This window comes from Desulfobulbaceae bacterium (assembly GCA_015231515.1).
In the GTDB taxonomy this organism is placed as follows: domain Bacteria; phylum Desulfobacterota; class Desulfobulbia; order Desulfobulbales; family VMSU01; genus JADGBM01.
This window is the reverse complement of sequence record JADGBM010000072.1, coordinates 1-15660: the sequence shown is the minus strand read 5'-3', so window position 1 is coordinate 15660 and position 15660 is coordinate 1. Positions and strand designations below refer to the sequence as shown.

General features: G+C 47.3%; 17 protein-coding genes and 1 pseudogene. 10 read left to right on the top strand and 8 right to left on the bottom strand.

Going from position 1 to position 15660, the window contains the following annotated elements; genetic code table 11:
- The first annotated feature begins 49 nt into the window (after positions 1–49).
- Positions 50–268 carry a hypothetical protein gene (locus HQK80_11190; protein MBF0222772.1) on the top strand — a complete coding sequence of 73 codons (219 nt, stop codon included), beginning with the start codon at positions 50–52 and terminating at the stop codon, positions 266–268.
- Positions 269–278: 10 nt separating this feature from the next.
- Here the strand turns inward: HQK80_11190 and HQK80_11185 are convergent.
- Positions 279–1180, bottom strand: a pseudogene (locus HQK80_11185) (diguanylate cyclase).
- Between the two features lie 250 nt (positions 1181–1430).
- Here HQK80_11185 and HQK80_11180 point away from each other — a divergent pair.
- From HQK80_11180 to HQK80_11160, 5 genes are all read left to right on the top strand, one after another.
- A complete protein-coding gene (locus tag HQK80_11180; GenBank protein MBF0222771.1) occupies positions 1431–1922 on the top strand; it encodes an NAD(P)H-dependent oxidoreductase subunit E in 492 nt (163 codons plus the stop codon).
- A gap of 19 nt (positions 1923–1941) precedes the next feature.
- A complete protein-coding gene (gene nuoF, locus HQK80_11175) occupies positions 1942–3690 on the top strand; it encodes an NADH-quinone oxidoreductase subunit NuoF (protein MBF0222770.1) in 1749 nt (582 codons plus the stop codon).
- Between the two features lie 5 nt (positions 3691–3695).
- Complete coding sequence (gene fdhF / locus HQK80_11170; protein MBF0222769.1) at positions 3696–6437, top strand: formate dehydrogenase subunit alpha; 2742 nt, start codon at positions 3696–3698, stop codon at positions 6435–6437.
- 230 nt (positions 6438–6667) lie between these two features.
- Complete coding sequence (locus tag HQK80_11165; GenBank protein ID MBF0222768.1) at positions 6668–8581, top strand: DUF4445 domain-containing protein; 1914 nt, start codon at positions 6668–6670, stop codon at positions 8579–8581.
- A 3-nt stretch (positions 8582–8584) separates the two neighbouring features.
- Positions 8585–9430, top strand: a complete 846-nt coding sequence (locus HQK80_11160) for a hypothetical protein (GenBank protein ID MBF0222767.1) — start codon at positions 8585–8587, stop codon at positions 9428–9430.
- A 5-nt stretch (positions 9431–9435) separates the two neighbouring features.
- On the opposite strand, the gene HQK80_11155 is transcribed toward HQK80_11160, so the two are convergent.
- The 4 genes from HQK80_11155 to HQK80_11140 all read right to left on the bottom strand — a co-directional run bounded on the left by HQK80_11155 (position 9436) and on the right by HQK80_11140 (position 12613).
- Positions 9436–9867, bottom strand: coding sequence for a 4Fe-4S binding protein (locus HQK80_11155; protein ID MBF0222766.1), 432 nt, complete (start codon positions 9865–9867; stop codon positions 9436–9438).
- Between the two features lie 88 nt (positions 9868–9955).
- Positions 9956–10891 (bottom strand): carbohydrate kinase family protein, encoded by a 936-nt coding sequence (locus HQK80_11150; protein ID MBF0222765.1) that lies wholly within the window; start codon positions 10889–10891, stop codon positions 9956–9958.
- Between the two features lie 46 nt (positions 10892–10937).
- Positions 10938–11501, bottom strand: coding sequence for an AAA family ATPase (locus HQK80_11145; protein MBF0222764.1), 564 nt, complete (start codon positions 11499–11501; stop codon positions 10938–10940).
- A gap of 101 nt (positions 11502–11602) precedes the next feature.
- On the bottom strand, positions 11603–12613 hold the full coding sequence (locus HQK80_11140; GenBank protein MBF0222763.1) for a hypothetical protein: 1011 nt from the start codon (positions 12611–12613) through the stop codon (positions 11603–11605).
- A gap of 199 nt (positions 12614–12812) precedes the next feature.
- Between HQK80_11140 and HQK80_11135 the strand changes: the two genes are divergently transcribed.
- The 3 genes from HQK80_11135 (at position 12813) to HQK80_11125 (ending at position 13755) form a co-directional block, all read left to right on the top strand.
- Positions 12813–13118, top strand: a complete 306-nt coding sequence (locus HQK80_11135) for a hypothetical protein (GenBank protein MBF0222762.1) — start codon at positions 12813–12815, stop codon at positions 13116–13118.
- A gap of 83 nt (positions 13119–13201) precedes the next feature.
- A complete protein-coding gene (locus tag HQK80_11130) occupies positions 13202–13471 on the top strand; it encodes a type II toxin-antitoxin system Phd/YefM family antitoxin (protein MBF0222761.1) in 270 nt (89 codons plus the stop codon).
- Positions 13468–13755, top strand: coding sequence for a type II toxin-antitoxin system RelE/ParE family toxin (locus HQK80_11125; protein MBF0222760.1), 288 nt, complete (start codon positions 13468–13470; stop codon positions 13753–13755). The genes HQK80_11130 and HQK80_11125 overlap by 4 nt, the downstream gene beginning before the upstream one ends.
- Positions 13756–13830: 75 nt before the next feature.
- Here HQK80_11125 and HQK80_11120 read toward each other — a convergent pair whose 3' ends face one another.
- Positions 13831–14826: a DUF4065 domain-containing protein gene (locus HQK80_11120; GenBank protein MBF0222759.1), complete on the bottom strand. Its 996-nt coding sequence runs from the start codon at positions 14824–14826 to the stop codon at positions 13831–13833.
- Between the two features lie 22 nt (positions 14827–14848).
- Positions 14849–15136 (bottom strand): hypothetical protein, encoded by a 288-nt coding sequence (locus HQK80_11115; GenBank protein MBF0222758.1) that lies wholly within the window; start codon positions 15134–15136, stop codon positions 14849–14851.
- A 44-nt stretch (positions 15137–15180) separates the two neighbouring features.
- Between HQK80_11115 and HQK80_11110 the strand changes: the two genes are divergently transcribed.
- Positions 15181–15339 carry a hypothetical protein gene (locus tag HQK80_11110; GenBank protein ID MBF0222757.1) on the top strand — a complete coding sequence of 53 codons (159 nt, stop codon included), beginning with the start codon at positions 15181–15183 and terminating at the stop codon, positions 15337–15339.
- Between the two features lie 22 nt (positions 15340–15361).
- Here the strand turns inward: HQK80_11110 and HQK80_11105 are convergent, their stop codons facing one another.
- Entirely contained in the window at positions 15362–15652 is a 291-nt protein-coding gene (locus HQK80_11105; protein MBF0222756.1) for a putative addiction module antidote protein, read from the bottom strand.
- Positions 15653–15660: the final 8 nt, after the last annotated feature.

The window sequence follows — 15660 nt, the reverse complement described above, 5'->3', positions numbered from 1 at the left end:
TGGGCGATTCTTTGAGTTCTATCACAACTCAAGTAAAGTGGTGGCTGAAATGCTTCACCTTGCACCGCTTAAACAGAACCGCCGTGATGCTCGTTTTGGGTTTCCGGTAAGAAAAATGGCCCAATATATGCTGTGTGCGATAGGCGCAGGAAAAAGTGTGGTGGTGATTCTGGAAGATCAATATCTGATGAAAATCAAGGAACGCAGAATATGGCGCCGTTTTGAGGGTAAAGTTTTGGACAACTATTCAGGTGGTGGTCCTGAATAGTTACGTTATTTCAAACTATTGTGACTCGATTTCGGCCCTCAGTTTTACTTTGGTACATTGCTTTATCGGCTCGATCAAGCAGTGATGTAAGTGTGTCATCATCTCGGGCCATGGTAGCGCCAATAGATATTGTGGCACTTAGCCTTTTTTCGTTCACCACCGTATATGAACTGCCTACTAATGAGTGTATTCGGTTGGCCTGATCCTTCAGCTCACTGCTGGATAGATTATGAATAATACCAATAAATTCTTCTCCGCCCCAGCGCCCAAAAAGGTCATACAGCCTGCCGCTGCTTATCAAAGTTTTGGCAATCAGTTTCAGCAGGGTGTCGCCTAATTCATGACCGTATGTGTCGTTGAAATGTTTAAAGTTATCAACATCCATGAATAAGGGGCCAAAGGGGGTGTTGTTGCGTTTTTTCTCGGCAAAGTGGCTGTGAATCTCTTTGGTGATATACTGACGGTTGGCAAGGTGGGTAAGCTCGTCAAGTAGAGCAAGTTTTTTGAGATCATCAATTCGCGCCTCAGTTGCCACTTTGTTGCTCAAGTCGGTAAAGAGTTCAAGCCCTCCGACGATAGTTCCGTTTTCGTCCGTCAACGTGTTGGTCCGGATTGAAACCGGAAGTCGGTGGCCAGCCTTGTGGTGCATATAGACTTCAGCTGCTCGAGGATGTCCATCATGCATTGTGGCTTCTACCGAGCAGCCTCCTTTGCAAAGGGAGTTGCCTTCCGCATCGACATGGTCAAAATATTATCCGCGCATGGCTGGCCAACAACCTCTACAGCGGAAAAACCAGAAATCCGTTCAGCGGCCATGCTCCAGAAGGTGATTATTCGGTCGCGATCGACAAAATAGAGTCCATCTTGCAGGTCGGCAATTATTTTTTCATATGTAGCAGAGGTGATTTTCATATCGCTTCTCAAATGGGTAGGGTTCCTTATTGTAGGTTGCTGTCTCAGAAAAGTCAATCTGCTATCGATAACATCTGCTATCGATAAATGAAGTATGTTAGGTTCTATTTAAAATCTATTTAAGGTTGCAACTATCAGGGCGATGGCATAAAATCACGTAATCTGTTTCCTAAGTCCTGTGCCACCACTACATAGCAATATCCACTCACGAACCACGGTCGTTTAACAACGATACCACGGGAGCATTCAGATGGAAAAAGCAATGATTGAAGAGCTTGAACGGATTCATCAGCAGTATGATGAGTCAGGCGATAATATCATATCTGCCCTTCAGCACATTCAGGAAGTTTTTGGCTATCTACCGGAAGAGGCGGTTTACTGGTTTTCTAAACGAACGAATATCCCAGCCAGCAAATTTTTCGGGGTCAGTACTTTTTATGCGCAATTCTTTCTGAAACCACGTGGCAAAAACATTATTACCTCATGTTGCGGAACGGTCTGTCACGTAAAAGGGGCCCATCGTAATCTGTTTCAATTGAATCAGGAGCTTGATTTTCCCAAGGGTGAAGATACCACCAAAGACGGTTTGTTCACCCTTGAGAAGGTCGCCTGTCTGGGGGCATGCAGTATTGCCCCGGTGATGGTGGTCAACAAAAAAGTCTATGGCCGGATGACCCCTGAAAAAGTAACACAAGCCATTAAAAGCGTTTTAAAAGCTGATAAGGAACAGGACAGTGAGTGAAATCATCATAAATGTCTGTATGGACACCGGGGGTATAGCCGCCGGAAGTCTGGAGGTGATGGATGCGTTTCGGGCTGAATTCGAAAAGGCCGAGGTTGACGCCCGCATAGAAAAGCACTGTGCGATGCATCAGGTCGGTTGCCGTGGCTTTTGCGACAGGGACGTTCTGGTTGACATTACCATCGATGGCGAACGAACCACCTACCAGTACGTGAAGCCGGATATGGTTCCTCGACTTGTAATGGAGCATATTGTCTCAGGTTCTCCGGTTGAGGAGTGGCGGGTTGGTGATGACTACCATAAGTTTTACACCTTACAGAAAAAAGTGGTGTTGGCCAATAACGGCAAGATTGATCCCGAAAATATCCAGGAATATATTGACTTGGGCGGTTATGAGACTGTCCGCCGGGTTTTGACTGAAATGGCTCCCGCTGAAGTCATTGAGACAATCAAGGCCTCTGGTCTGCGAGGTCGTGGCGGTGCCGGTTTTCCTTCTGGCTTGAAATGGGAAATTTGTGCCTCAAAAGAGGCGGTACCCAAATATCTGATTTGTAATGCCGACGAAGGTGATCCGGGTGCTTTTATGGATCGTTCGGTAATTGAAGGCAACCCGCACACCATGATAGAGGGTATGAGCATTGGCGCCTTCGCCATAGGGGCGCCAACCGCCTATGTTTATATCCGGGCCGAGTATCCCCTGGCAGTAGAGCGTTTGAAAATTGCCCTTCAGCAAGCCCGTGAACGAGGCTTTTTAGGTAAAGGGATTCATGGCTCAACCTTCGATTTTGACATTAAGGTGAAGTTGGGGGCCGGGGCCTTTGTCTGTGGTGAAGAAACAGCGCTGATTGCCTCCATTGAAGGGGAGCGCGGCATGCCGCGAGCTAAGCCGCCATATCCAGCCGATAAAGGGCTTTGGGGGAAACCGACAATTATCAATAATGTCGAAACCTGGGCCAATATCACTCCAATAATGAAAAATGGCGCTGAGTGGTTTGCCTCCATAGGCTCGGAAAACAGCAAGGGTACCAAGGTTTTTGCCTTAACAGGCAAAATCCGAAACACCGGGCTTATTGAAGTGCCGATGGGTATATCGTTGCGGGACATAATTTTTGATATTGGCGGCGGCATTAAGGGTGGTAAACTTTTAAAAGCGGTACAGACCGGCGGCCCTTCTGGCGGTTGTATCCCACAGCAGCATATTGACCTGAAGGTTGACTATGAAAGTTTGAAAAGTGTCGGTTCAATGATGGGGTCCGGCGGCATGGTGGTTCTTGATGAAACGGACTGTATGGTTAATATAACCAAGTTTTTTTTAGAGTTTACACAGGCTGAATCGTGCGGAAAATGTACACCTTGTCGCATCGGCACAAAGCGCCTGCTTGAAATACTGACGAGAATTACCGAAGGCGAGGGCAAAAAGGGAGATATTAATCTGCTGGTTGATCTGGCCAATGATGTTAAGGACTCGAGCCTGTGTGGTCTGGGCATGTCTGCTCCAAACCCGATATTAAGCACTATCAAGTATTTTCGTCATGAGTATGAGGCCCATATTCATCAGAAAAAATGTCCTGCCAAAGTCTGCCGTAAACTCCTTACCTTTTTTATTCGGGAAGATCTCTGTGTCGGCTGCGGTATGTGCAAGAAAAACTGCCCGGTCAAGGCAATTTCCGGTGAGCCGAAAAAGGCACACCGGGTGAATACCGCCGTGTGCATTAAGTGTGGTGCCTGTTATGATATTTGTAAATTCAGCGCAGTCTTGAAGGAGTAGCTGTCATGATCAGCCTGACAATTAATGAAAAAGAGATCGAAGTCGTTGAAGGCACCACCATTCTTGAGGCGGCCCAAACACTCGAAATCGAAATACCGACACTCTGTCATGATTCCCGATTGAGGCCATTTGGGGCTTGTCGTCTTTGTATTGTCGAGGTTGAGGGCATCCCCAGGCCAGTGACCGCCTGTACAACCCCCGCTGAAGAGGGGATGAAGGTGGCAACCGAGAGCGATAAGCTTTACCGGTTACGACGAACAACTGTAGAACTCCTTCTCTCCGATCATCCAAATGACTGTATGGTCTGTGCCAGAGCAGGAGACTGCACCCTACAGGAGTTGGCCTATTTTTATAAACTTCGTGAAAACAGATTTCTTGGTGAGATGCGTGAGCATAATCGGATAGATGAAAATCCTTTTATCAAAAGGGAGATGAACAAATGCATTCTCTGTGGTCTCTGTGTGAGGGTTTGTGATGAGGTGCAGGGGGTTGGGGCCATTGATTTTGCCTATCGGGGCTTTGACGCAAAAATCAGCCCGCCCTTTGACAAAGATCTGGATTGCGAATTTTGCGGGCAGTGTGTGGCCTTGTGCCCGACTGGCGCCTTAACAGGCAAGGCCTGGGCAGGACATGGCCGTCAAAAAGATGTCAAATATACCGACACCACCTGCGGTTATTGCGGTTGTGGTTGTAGTATCACGCTGCATTCCCATGCTGATCAGGTCATCCGAGTATCATCGAAACCAAACACCCACAATCAGGGCTGGCTCTGTGTGAAGGGGCGGTTCGGGTATGAGTTTATCAATAAGTCCGATCGTTTAAAAACCCCGTACATCCGCAAAGAAAAGGGGGGCGAGTTACTGCCCGTTTCCTGGGATGAGGCCTTGGGGTTTATTGTTTCAAAGTTTGAAGCAATACGAGATGAACATGGCCCGAATGCTATTGGCGGTTTGTCTTCGGCGCGCTGTACCAACGAAGAAAACTACGCCTTTCAAAAGTTTTTCCGCACGGTGATTGGAACCAATAATATCGATCATTGTGCCCGTTACTGACACTCCGCGACGGTGGCCGGTCTGGCCACAAAATTTGGTTCTGGCGCTATGAGCAACTCGGTTGCTGGGATTGAAAAAAATGACGCCCTGCTTGTTATTGGTTCAAACACCACGGAAAACCATCCGATTGTTGCCCTGCGCATGAAAAAAGCCGTGTTCAACGGTGCAAAACTTATTGTTGCCGATCCGCGCAAAATTCCATTGGTTAAATTTGCCCATCTTTGGCTTAGGCAGAGACCGGGCACAGACTCGACACTTCTTAACTGTATTGCCCGTGTCATTATTGAAGAGAAGCTGGAGGACAAAGAGTTTATAGCTGGGCGCACCGATGGTTTCGAGGTTTTCTGTCGGTCATTGCAAGAGTTTACCCCTGAGTTTGGAGAAAAAATTACCGGCGTACCAGCCAAGGATATTATTGAGGCCGCTCGTGTATTTGCCGGGGCCAAAAATGCTGGTATTTACTATGCCATGGGCATTACGCAGCACACGATGGGCACCAATAATGTGCATGCGGTGGCTAACCTGTCAATGCTTACTGGCAATATCGGTAAGGAGTTTGCCGGGGTCAATCCGTTAAGGGGCCAGAATAATGTGCAGGGGGCCTGTGACATGGGCTGTTCGCCCAACGTTCTCCCTGGTTATCAGCCGATAACAGACGAAGAGGTGCGTCGGCATTTTGAAGATGTCTGGGGCCGACCGATCCCTGAGAAAATTGGCTTAACTGCCACTGAGATGACAGAGGCCATGAAAGCCGGAACCTTAAAGGCCTTGTACGTCATGGGCGAGAACCCCGTCTTGTCTGACCCTAATATGCAGAGCTCGCTTGAGGCCTTGAAAAACCTGGAGATTTTAATAGTCCAGGACATATTTATGACAGAAACGGCAGAGCTTGCCGATGTCGTATTGCCGGCAGCCTCTTTCGCTGAAAAAGAAGGGACCTTCACCAATACGGAGCGGCGCGTGCAGCGGGTTCGCAAGGCGGTTCCATCTCCCGGTCTGGCGCGCGACGATATGACCATAATTAACCAGCTTTCAACCCGAATGGGCTATAAACATGTGCTGGAAAGTGTAAAAGATCTCGGCTTTAAGGTGAGCAACTCAAAAGAGCATGAGGAGATTTCCACCACACCCGAAGAGGCTTTTCTAGAGGCGCATCTTCTGTGGCCGGCAATGCGCGGTATGACCTATCAACGGCTGAAAGAGGGGGGATTGCAGTGGCCATGTCCGACTCGTTCGCACCCGGGAACCCCGTTTCTTTTTGGAGAAACATTTCCCCGAGCCGGAGGAAAAGCTCTGTTTACAGAGGTTCCCTATGTTGCTTCCAATGAGCAGCCTGATGACGACTATCCTTTTACGCTGACTACCGGTCGGCTGTTATTTCAGTATCATACAGGCACGATGACCAGGCGTTCCAAAGGTCTGGAGGCTGCTGCTCCGGAACCATTTATCGAGATTAACCCTATTGATGCTGAAGAAATTGGTGTTACTGATAAGGAACTGCTTGCCGTGACCTCAAGGCGGGGAACGATCTCTTTAAAGGCCAGGGTCACCGATAATGTCCCGGAAAAATTAGTTTTTATCCCTTTTCATTACCATGAGGCGGCTGCCAATATTCTGACCAATGATGCCTTAGATCCTGTCTGTAAAATTCCCGAGGCAAAAGTCTGTGCTGTCAGGCTGGAATTGGTTGATTAACTTGTTGATTGGTTGACTAGTTGACTGGTGGAAGGGGGTAAAATATAACTTACCGTTACAGTATTTGCCCATTTAACCATTTCCCTATTTACCCAATTTCCCAGTTAACCAACCAACAACCAATTAACCTCCACAAAATGAGCAAATAAGTGCAAACCAATAAATCTCCAGTTTCAGTAAGTTTTCAGCCTGCCAACCGAACGGTAAAGGTTGCTGCCGGCACCACTGTAATGAAAGCCGCCCGTGAAGCTGGGCTGCACATTAATGCCTCCTGTGGTGGCGCCGGCGTCTGCGGGAAATGCCGGATTATTGTTGAGTCCGGCGAGGTTCTTGGCGGAAAAAGCGAAAAGCTGTCTGATCGCGATTACGAAAAAGGCTATCGCCAGGCCTGTACTACAGAAATTGTAGCAGACGTCACTATTCGGATACCGGAGGAGTCTGGAGCCCAGGGCGGCGTACTGGGAATAGATGTGCCTCAGCGTCATAGGGCCAGAATGCACGTTTTTGATGTCGACAGCATCAAGCGGGAAGGAATTTTTGATCCTCCGGTTGAGAAATTGAGCCTTGAATTGTCTGCGCCTAGCAGTGTTGATAATCGGGCCGATGTCGGGCGGGTGATACAGGGCCTTGCTGATCAGTATGAAATCCATAGAATGGTAACGGGCCTGTCTGTCCTTCGTAAAATACGAAGAGCCTTACGGGAAAAAAATTTCTTAGTTACCGTTACGGTTGGTCGTCCGGTCAATGAAAAGTTTAAATCTCATCTTATCAATATTCAGTCGGGCAACTGGACAAACCGGAATTTTGGTTTGGCCTTTGATATTGGCACAACGACGGTGTATGGCCAACTGGTGGACCTGAATACTGGAAAAGTTGTCTCTGAGGCAGGCGACTACAATGCCCAGATAAGTTATGGGGAGGATGTTATCTCAAGGATCATTTATGCAGAAAAGCCCAGAGGTCTGCAAATGATGCATGAACTTGTTACTGGCACGATCAATGAGCTTATCAAAAAACTGCTGAAATCAAGCAGGCCGCCTGTTAGCGAAAGTGATTTAGCCAACAAGGGCTATTGTGAAATCCCGATCACCTGGGACGAGATCAATTCGATCACCATAGCTGCCAACACAACGATGACCCATCTGTTTTTGAAGTTGGAACCGGACAATATACGTCGGGCGCCGTACATCCCCGTATCAACTTTTTTCCCGCCGCTTCGTGCCTCTGATCTGGGTCTTGAACTGCCCAGCCATACGGTTGCGCTGCTCTACCCTGCGATTTCAAGTTATGTAGGTGGTGATATAGTTGCCGGGGTTATGGGCTGCGGCATGCACCGAACTGAGTTGATTACCCTTTTTATTGATATTGGTACAAATGCCGAAATTGTTATCGGCAATAAAGACTGGATGGTATGCGCCGCCTGTTCTGCCGGGCCGGCTTTTGAAGGTGGCGGTATAACGCACGGCATGCGCGCCGCTAAAGGAGCAATTGAAGATTTCAGCATCAATCCGCAAAGTTACGAGCCTATGAATTTAACAATAGGCCAGATGCCGCCGGTCGGGATCTGTGGCTCAGGTTTGCTGATAATTATCGCTACGCTGTTTGAGCATGGAGTGATCAACCAGAGCGGCAAGTTTAACATTGTTGAAACCGATCGTATTCGCCAGGGGCGCAGTGGTATGGAGTATGTACTGTCCTGGGAAAAGGATGCTGGTGTTGAACATGATATTGTCATCAATGAGGTTGATATTGAAAATTTTATCAGGGCAAAGGCCGCTATTTTTGCGGGGACTAAAACCTTAATTGAAGAGGTTGGGCTGCAGGTCGCCGATTTGCAGCAGATAATTCTTGCCGGGGCCTTTGGCTCATATATTGATATTGATTGTGCCATGACAGTTGGATTGCTCCCTGAAGTAGACCCGGACACAGTCATGTATATTGGTAATGGTTCGTTAATGGGTGCCAGAATGAGTGAACTCAGTAATCATATCCGCAAGGATGTGGTGCAGGTGGTTCGTAAAATGACAAGTTTTGAGCTTTCTGAAGTCAAAAGTTTTGCAGACCAATATGTGGGGTCGATGTTCCTGCCTCATACTGATATCAGCCTGTTTCCAGAGGTAAAGAAACGCGTCTCAATGGGTTGATCAATGTCTCCTCGCTACATCATAAGCGACAACTCGACTTTGTCGATGGACCCCCAGCAATTCCCCCTTCTTGGTGGATTGAAAGGCGAGATGGCAGAAGTGGCCGGGGTGTTCTGGCCAAGAACGGTTGCCTTTTCAGACGGCACAATTGAACCTATTTTTATTGGCGGGGTGCTTTGCTCAAGTGAGATTTCACGTATTGCGCAGACAATTGCCCTGGAACTTGTGGAGCGGTACAGCCGAAAAAAAATACTTTTAATTCAGCTGCTAGAAGGGGCCATTCCCTTTTGTGAAATGGTTTGCGAAAACTTGAGTTCCTTTAAACCTGAGAACATGGGGTATGAGGTCGCCAGCCTGAAAGTGAGCAGCTATATTGATGGATCGCAAGCTCAAAAGCATCAACTCTCTCAGCCCCTGCACTGTAACGGGAGAGAAGTTTTAACTCTGGCAAACTATGATCAGGTCGTTATTCTTGATGATCTTATTGATGCGGGAAATACAGTGACCTGGCTGGTCAAGGAGTACCTTCCTTCATTTAGCCCAAAGAAACTGTCTGCTTATTTCATGCTGGAAAAAAATAGAGGGCGTGCTGTCGAAGCTAATATAATACTTGATAGGCTGGAAGCTGTTTGTGGCAAGCAAGTTCCCAACGACTGGGTTGTTGGCTACGGCTTGGACATGCGTTTGCCTGGGGAAAAGGGCCAGCACGCGCTGCATCTGTTTCGAGGGCGCCTGCCGGGGGGAATCTACGCCTTTAACGCCGCCATTGAAACAAAGCTTATTGCGGACTATCAGAAAAACCCTCAACAACTGCTGCGGCAACTACAGCTATATGTCAGTAACGTGTAAAAGCCTTACTCCAGCCCCCGGACCGTATGATCCATCGAAATTTCCATGGCCCGTACCGGGCAGACATGCACGCACAGTCCACAGCCAGTGCATTTATCAGGATTAAAAGGCACAGCCATATCCGGCCTGGTTATTGACAAAGCGCCAGTGGGACAGATACCTGTACAGGCGCCGCACTGGAAGCATTTTTCATCATCACGATGAATAACTGTAGCCAGCTTTTCAACCGAGACGCCCAAATCTCTCAGGTATTTGAGCCCGGCCATAATATTCTTTTTCTGGCCGGTTAACTCCAGCACCATAAGACCGTCCTGCTGGAGGAAAATATCGGCTTTAAGGATATTAAACTCAAGGTCGTGGTTTTTCACCAGGTTACAGATAATTGGCTGGTCAATAGTTTCCTTGGGGAAACGCAAGAGATGAACACGCGTATACACGGCAACTCCTAGCCGGCGGCGCCGGCAGTTAAAAATGAAAAGTTAAAAATTAAAAAGTTAGTGCTGTTCTTAGGCGGTGATCCGCTATCTACTCCATGCTGTAATCAAAATTTTCTTTAAACCGGTCTTTGATTTCCTGCAAGTCAAAACGGTGATTTTGAGTGCCGTGCTCTTCAATTTTGGCGGCCCCGAGTAGTGCGGCAAGGCGTCCGGTGGTGGCCCAATCCAGGTCATTCATAATACCGTATAACAGACCGGCCCTATAGGCATCGCCGCATCCGGTTGGATCGTTTAAAATTCGGGTTTTGGCAACCGGGATATCGATGCGATCCCGGCCGGCACAGATAATCGAACCTTTGCCGCCTCTGGTAACGATCAGAGCCTTGACCATTTCAGTAATTTCCAGCTCATTTAAGCCGGTACGCTCCTGAACTAACTGCCACTCGTAGTCGTTGACGGTAAGCCATGTGGCGAGCTTGATGAAGTTTATTAGTTCCTCACCGTTAAACATGGGCAGGCCCTGACCTGGATCAAAAATAAATGGGATGCCAGCCTCAGCAAACTGTTGGGCATGTTCAATCATTCCTTCTCGGCCATCGGGAGAGACCATACCGATAGTGACATTGGAAGCGGAACTCACCTTGTTGTGGTGTGCAAAATTCATGGCTCCAGGGTGAAACGCGGTAATCTGATTATCGTCAAGATCAGTGGTCACAAAGGCCTGGGCAGTGAAGGTCCCGTCAATAGTGGTGACATGGCAACGGTCAACGCCACATTGATCCATCCATTGTGCATAGGGGTCGAAATCCTGGCCGACTGTTCCCATAGGTGCGGCCTTGCCGCCCAGAAGGTCAAGGTTGTAGGCGATATTTCCAGCACAACCGCCAAACTCACGCCGCATTTCAGGTACAAGGAAGCTAACATTTAAAATATGCACTTTATCCGGCAGGATATGGTTTTTAAACCGGTCATTAAAGACCATGATATTGTCATAGGCAAAAGAGCCGCAAATAAGGGCTTTCATGATATTTCTCCTTTTGTTTTCAGTGTAGTCGTGAGCGGCTGTAAAATTAAGAAGCGCAACGGGTTTTTAACTCTTCAAACAGCCTCTCTGGTGATTGTACTGTGTTAATGGTGATCAGTTGATCGCCAAGATGGTCTAATGATTCAAAACTTTCTTTTTGCTGTAGATAGATCTCCCAGCGTCCATCTGAAACGGCCAGGGGGTCTTGGGCACGTTTTTCCATCCTGGTTCGCATCTCATCTTCCAGGCAGGTGCAGAAAATAAAGCAGACAGTTACAGAATATTTGTCGGCCAGGGCAATGACTTGCTGACGGTTATCAATTGAAGAGTATGAAGCGTCAAGCACAACAGATTGCCCGCTCTTGACCGCGGTTTCGGCTTTATCAAGCAAACAGGCGTACGTTTTTTGACTGAAACCTGACGAATAAATGCCCTGACCAAAAGAGCTTTTGTCAGAGCGCTGAGCCGCACTGCCAGCAATCTCCTTTCTGACCACGTCCGAGTTATAATAAAACATTTCATGGGCTTTTGCCCACATTTTTGCCAAGGTGCTTTTGCCGGTGGCAATCATGCCAAAAAAAACAAAAATTTGTGGTTGCCGATGAATCATAAAAGAAACCCCTAACCCTTAACCATTGCCCCTTAACCCTTAACCCTTAACCCTTAACCCCTAACCCCTAACCCTTGACCCTTAACCTCTAACCCCTAAACCTAACCCCTCGCATATTTCTGGGCCAGTAGATAGTATTTAGTTGCCTGCCTCAGGGAAGTGGCGCGTGTTTTTTCGTCAACCTCCTGTTCATGGGCAGTAAGCAGGCCTATTTTGCCACGTACCGAAGCCCGATAACATTTGTAAAAATTAAGCACCTCATCAAGCGCAGTGTCACCAGAATCTTCTTTGTAACGACTAATTAAATACGAAGAAAGATCTGTCAGATTATGATAGTCGAGATCCATGGCCAGAAAAGCGAGATCGCTGGCGATATCGCAGAATCGAAAGCGGGTATTAAACTCGATACAGTCATAGATATAGACACTGTCAGCTAAACAGATATTAGCCGAGTGCAGGTCACCATGACAATCCTTAATTCTATTTTGGGCAATACGTTTTTCAAAGATGTGACTTTTTTCCAAAAAACGCCGGGAGTACGAATTGATGGCATCGAACTCATTTTTGTTCAGGGCTGGGCAACCGACAAATTGCTCTGTCTGGGTAAAGTTTTCGATAACATTGACACCGACGGCCTCAGCGGTTCCATTTTGAGCAACATCTTTGCCGCCCTGCGCAGTCTCATAAAAGGGTTCAAGGATTGCGACAATCGCATCAATATGCTCTCTGGTGAGCTTGCCAGCCGCAATTACATTGCCCATCATGCCCGAATCTGGCATCCGAACCATCTTCACACAGTAGTCAATGGTCTCTCCTGATCCTCCAAGGCAGTGGCCGTTTGCAGTATGGTTGATGGGTAAAGTCTCAAGATAGATCGATGGGCAGAGTCGTCGGTTTAATCGAAGTTCCTCCTCGCAGAAAAATTTTCGTTTATCCAGGCTGGTAAAGTTCAAAAAACCAAAATTGACTGGCTTCTTAATCTTATAAACAAAATCGCCGGCAATCAGCACATACGATATGTGGGTCTGGATCAGTTTAACCGTGTCTACCTTATGGGGGTAAGCGTTGGGGGCCATTAAGGCCTTGATAAAGTCTGGGACTGTATGCGGCATAGTATTTTCCAGCGAGTCAAACGGCAGAAACAGTGTAAAAGGTATTTCAGTCATCCCGGTATATAGACAAACCCGGGGAAAGTCAAGGACGACTCCCTTGTGGTACTGAGAGACCTGCATGGCGCCATGAAGTGGCCGTAGTTAACCTTGATTTTTTCATTTCTTACCATATAGTAAATTAACGACATAGGGGGCAATAATGAGAAAAGTATGTGCTTGGTGTAAGAATGATATCGATCCAGATCAAATCGAAGAAAAAACGGTTGGTGATATCTTTGAATGTCCCCATGCCAGCGAGACTGGTGGGTGTGGAAATACAACACACTGCAAAACGTGCACTATCCGAAAAGCCATTACCGAGACATCACGAACTGGACATGCAAGACTTCAAGTTCCGGCCTTTGCTGATTTGCACTCCTTTGCAAAAAACAAAAAGACGAAATGTGAGATTTCAAACGAAAAACTTGGCGATGCGGTTCTGCTTAGAATTGATGACATTACGTGATTGGATGTTAAAAGTCACCGATTGACAGTGGTAATTAATCTGATTATAATATGGATTATTTTCCACCAAAGGAGGGTAGAATAATGCACGCAAAAGATTACCTGTCGGCAACCGCACTTTCCAAAAAAACAGCTGCAACCCTTGACTCATTGGAAAAGGGGGAAACGGAAAAGCTTATAATCCTTAAAAACAATGCGCCTAAAGCAATTCTTCTCTCTATCGATGCATATGAAGCCATGGAAGAGGAAATAGAAGATTTACGCCTCGCAACCCTTGCCTTTGCTCGCCTGAAAAGCTTTAAGCCTGAAGAAGCACTCTCCCATAAAGAAATGATGAGAAAGTTTGGCAAATGAATTGGACCGTCATATACCACAGGGACGTCGAGGATGATCTGGGAAGTATAAGCCCAACGGCAGCCCGCCGTATAGTGCGGGCAATTGACACCCAGCTGACTGAAGATCCGGTACAATTTGGCGCGCCACTCTCCGGAAATTTAGCCAATTTCCGTAAACTCAGAGTAGGAGACTATCGCCTGGTTTACCAGGTGATAGAGGCAAAGGTTACGGTTTATGTACTTGCCGTTGGACCACGGCGAGATAAGGAAATATACAATACTGCCATCAAGCGCATTGAGTAAACCAAAAAGAATATATCAACCAATTAGCTTGTATTGGCTCGGTCCGACCTCGCACAAAAGCCCGCCAAAAGCCCGCTATATCTGCAAATCTTCAGCAAATGAATAGGAGATGAGCTCGTGGTCAGTGGTCTCTTGATACCCTCTTTCTCGGTGCGAAAAATCTCTTACCTGGGTGGCGGTAAAATCCTTGAAAATTTCTTTCACTTCTGCCAGGACCTTCAACTCAGATGGCTCAAAACCTGACAGATCAGGTTCAATTGTAGAAACGAAATTCTCTCCGTAATATTTATAGATTTGAATCTCACTAACCTCAATTTGCCTTGAGTGGGTCAAGGACGCGAAGAAAAATTCGTAATTATTCGGCACCGGGCCGTGCTGCAGATGCGCATACCTTGCGCCGGTTATGGAAACAGCATTTTCCTTAAAATGCTTAAAGTCCGCATAGAAGAGGAGCTTATTGAGTTTCGTCTTAAGCTGGCCCCCTTTACAGAAAAACAAAATGGCATTCTGTAATTTAGCTAAATTCAATTTCAGATAACCGCTCAATTCATCCGGTTGATAATTCCCTAACCGCAATTCAAATATTCTGTTGATAGAATCACCCTCGGACTCAGCCGCCTCCAACTGCTGGATCAGCCGATCCCGTTTTTCCGGGATAAAAGCGTGGGGCGTTTCCTTGATAAGATTAAGCAGATTGTGCGGCTCCATGGCCATTCGGAGCATTTTCTCATGGGTTTCATCTTGCAAGGCCCCATTTTCGTAACGGCTTAAAGTTGCGCCACCCCAACCCAATAAAGCAGACAATTCCTTTTGCGTAATGCCGTAAGTTTTGCGCCATTCACGGATATCTTCCGGTTGCAACATCTCGTGGCGGCGGCGGTACTCGCGGTAGGCCGCTTCCAAGGCGTCAGGGCCTTGCGTGTTCTCAAATTCCACCCCGCATTCCGTGCATTGGTAATATCGGGCCTCGACCTCAATGGTCACACCACGAACATCGATACCTTCAAGTTGGGTGACGTAATTAATTTTGGCTTCTTTTTCGCAATTCGGACACGGACATATATTGATCATGTTCCACCTCCTCGTAAGTAACCTATTCCGAGGTTTTGCAAGGGTACTTCATGGGATATTTTGAGATATGACATGAAATACATTTTGCTATTTTTGTTCCTGATACTTCAGCCACTTTCAACTTGATATACATCTCATAGCCGCGAATCTGTTTGCCGAACACCCAGGTATCGCAGCTCTGGTCCCGGTCGGTTTCCGGGCCGCTGGAATAGTTATCCACTGAAAGGGTTAATAAAATTTCCTCCAGGTTTCTCTTGGTGATCCCGAGATGAGCGAGTGTGACTTTCGTGTCGTGCCTTGGTACGAGCATGACGCCGCAACCCTGGGTAACAGCCCTTTTGAATTAGATAAGAAATGAGTGTATTTGATATGTTTGAAAAGATAAAATATCAATTGTTAATCAAAACTGTTTTTTCGCAAAACGCTTCAGGTGGCGCTGGAAGCAATGGCAATGGGCTTGGCCCCAAGCCTTCACGTTGCACCTTTCCTGTTGACAGCGCTCAGGATAACTGAGGATGGCCAAATAGGAATGTTTTTAGTGGTGATGCAGCGGTTGAGCCACAAGGCGGACCCCAAGGGCCGCGCATACTCTGTTGATGGTGTCAAAGCGAGGGTGTGCTCCCGGTTTGAGAGCTTTATATAATGCTTCGCGGGTAATTCCAGTGGCCTGGGCGATTTCGCTCATGCCGCGGGCTTTGGCGGCAATACCCAAGGCATGGGCCAGTTCGGCGGCGTCGCCCCCTTCGATGACCATAGTTACATAGGCGGCTATATCTTCTTCGCTTTTCAGCTGTCGAGCCATATCAAAATCCGGCAAGTCGGCAATACGGGTTT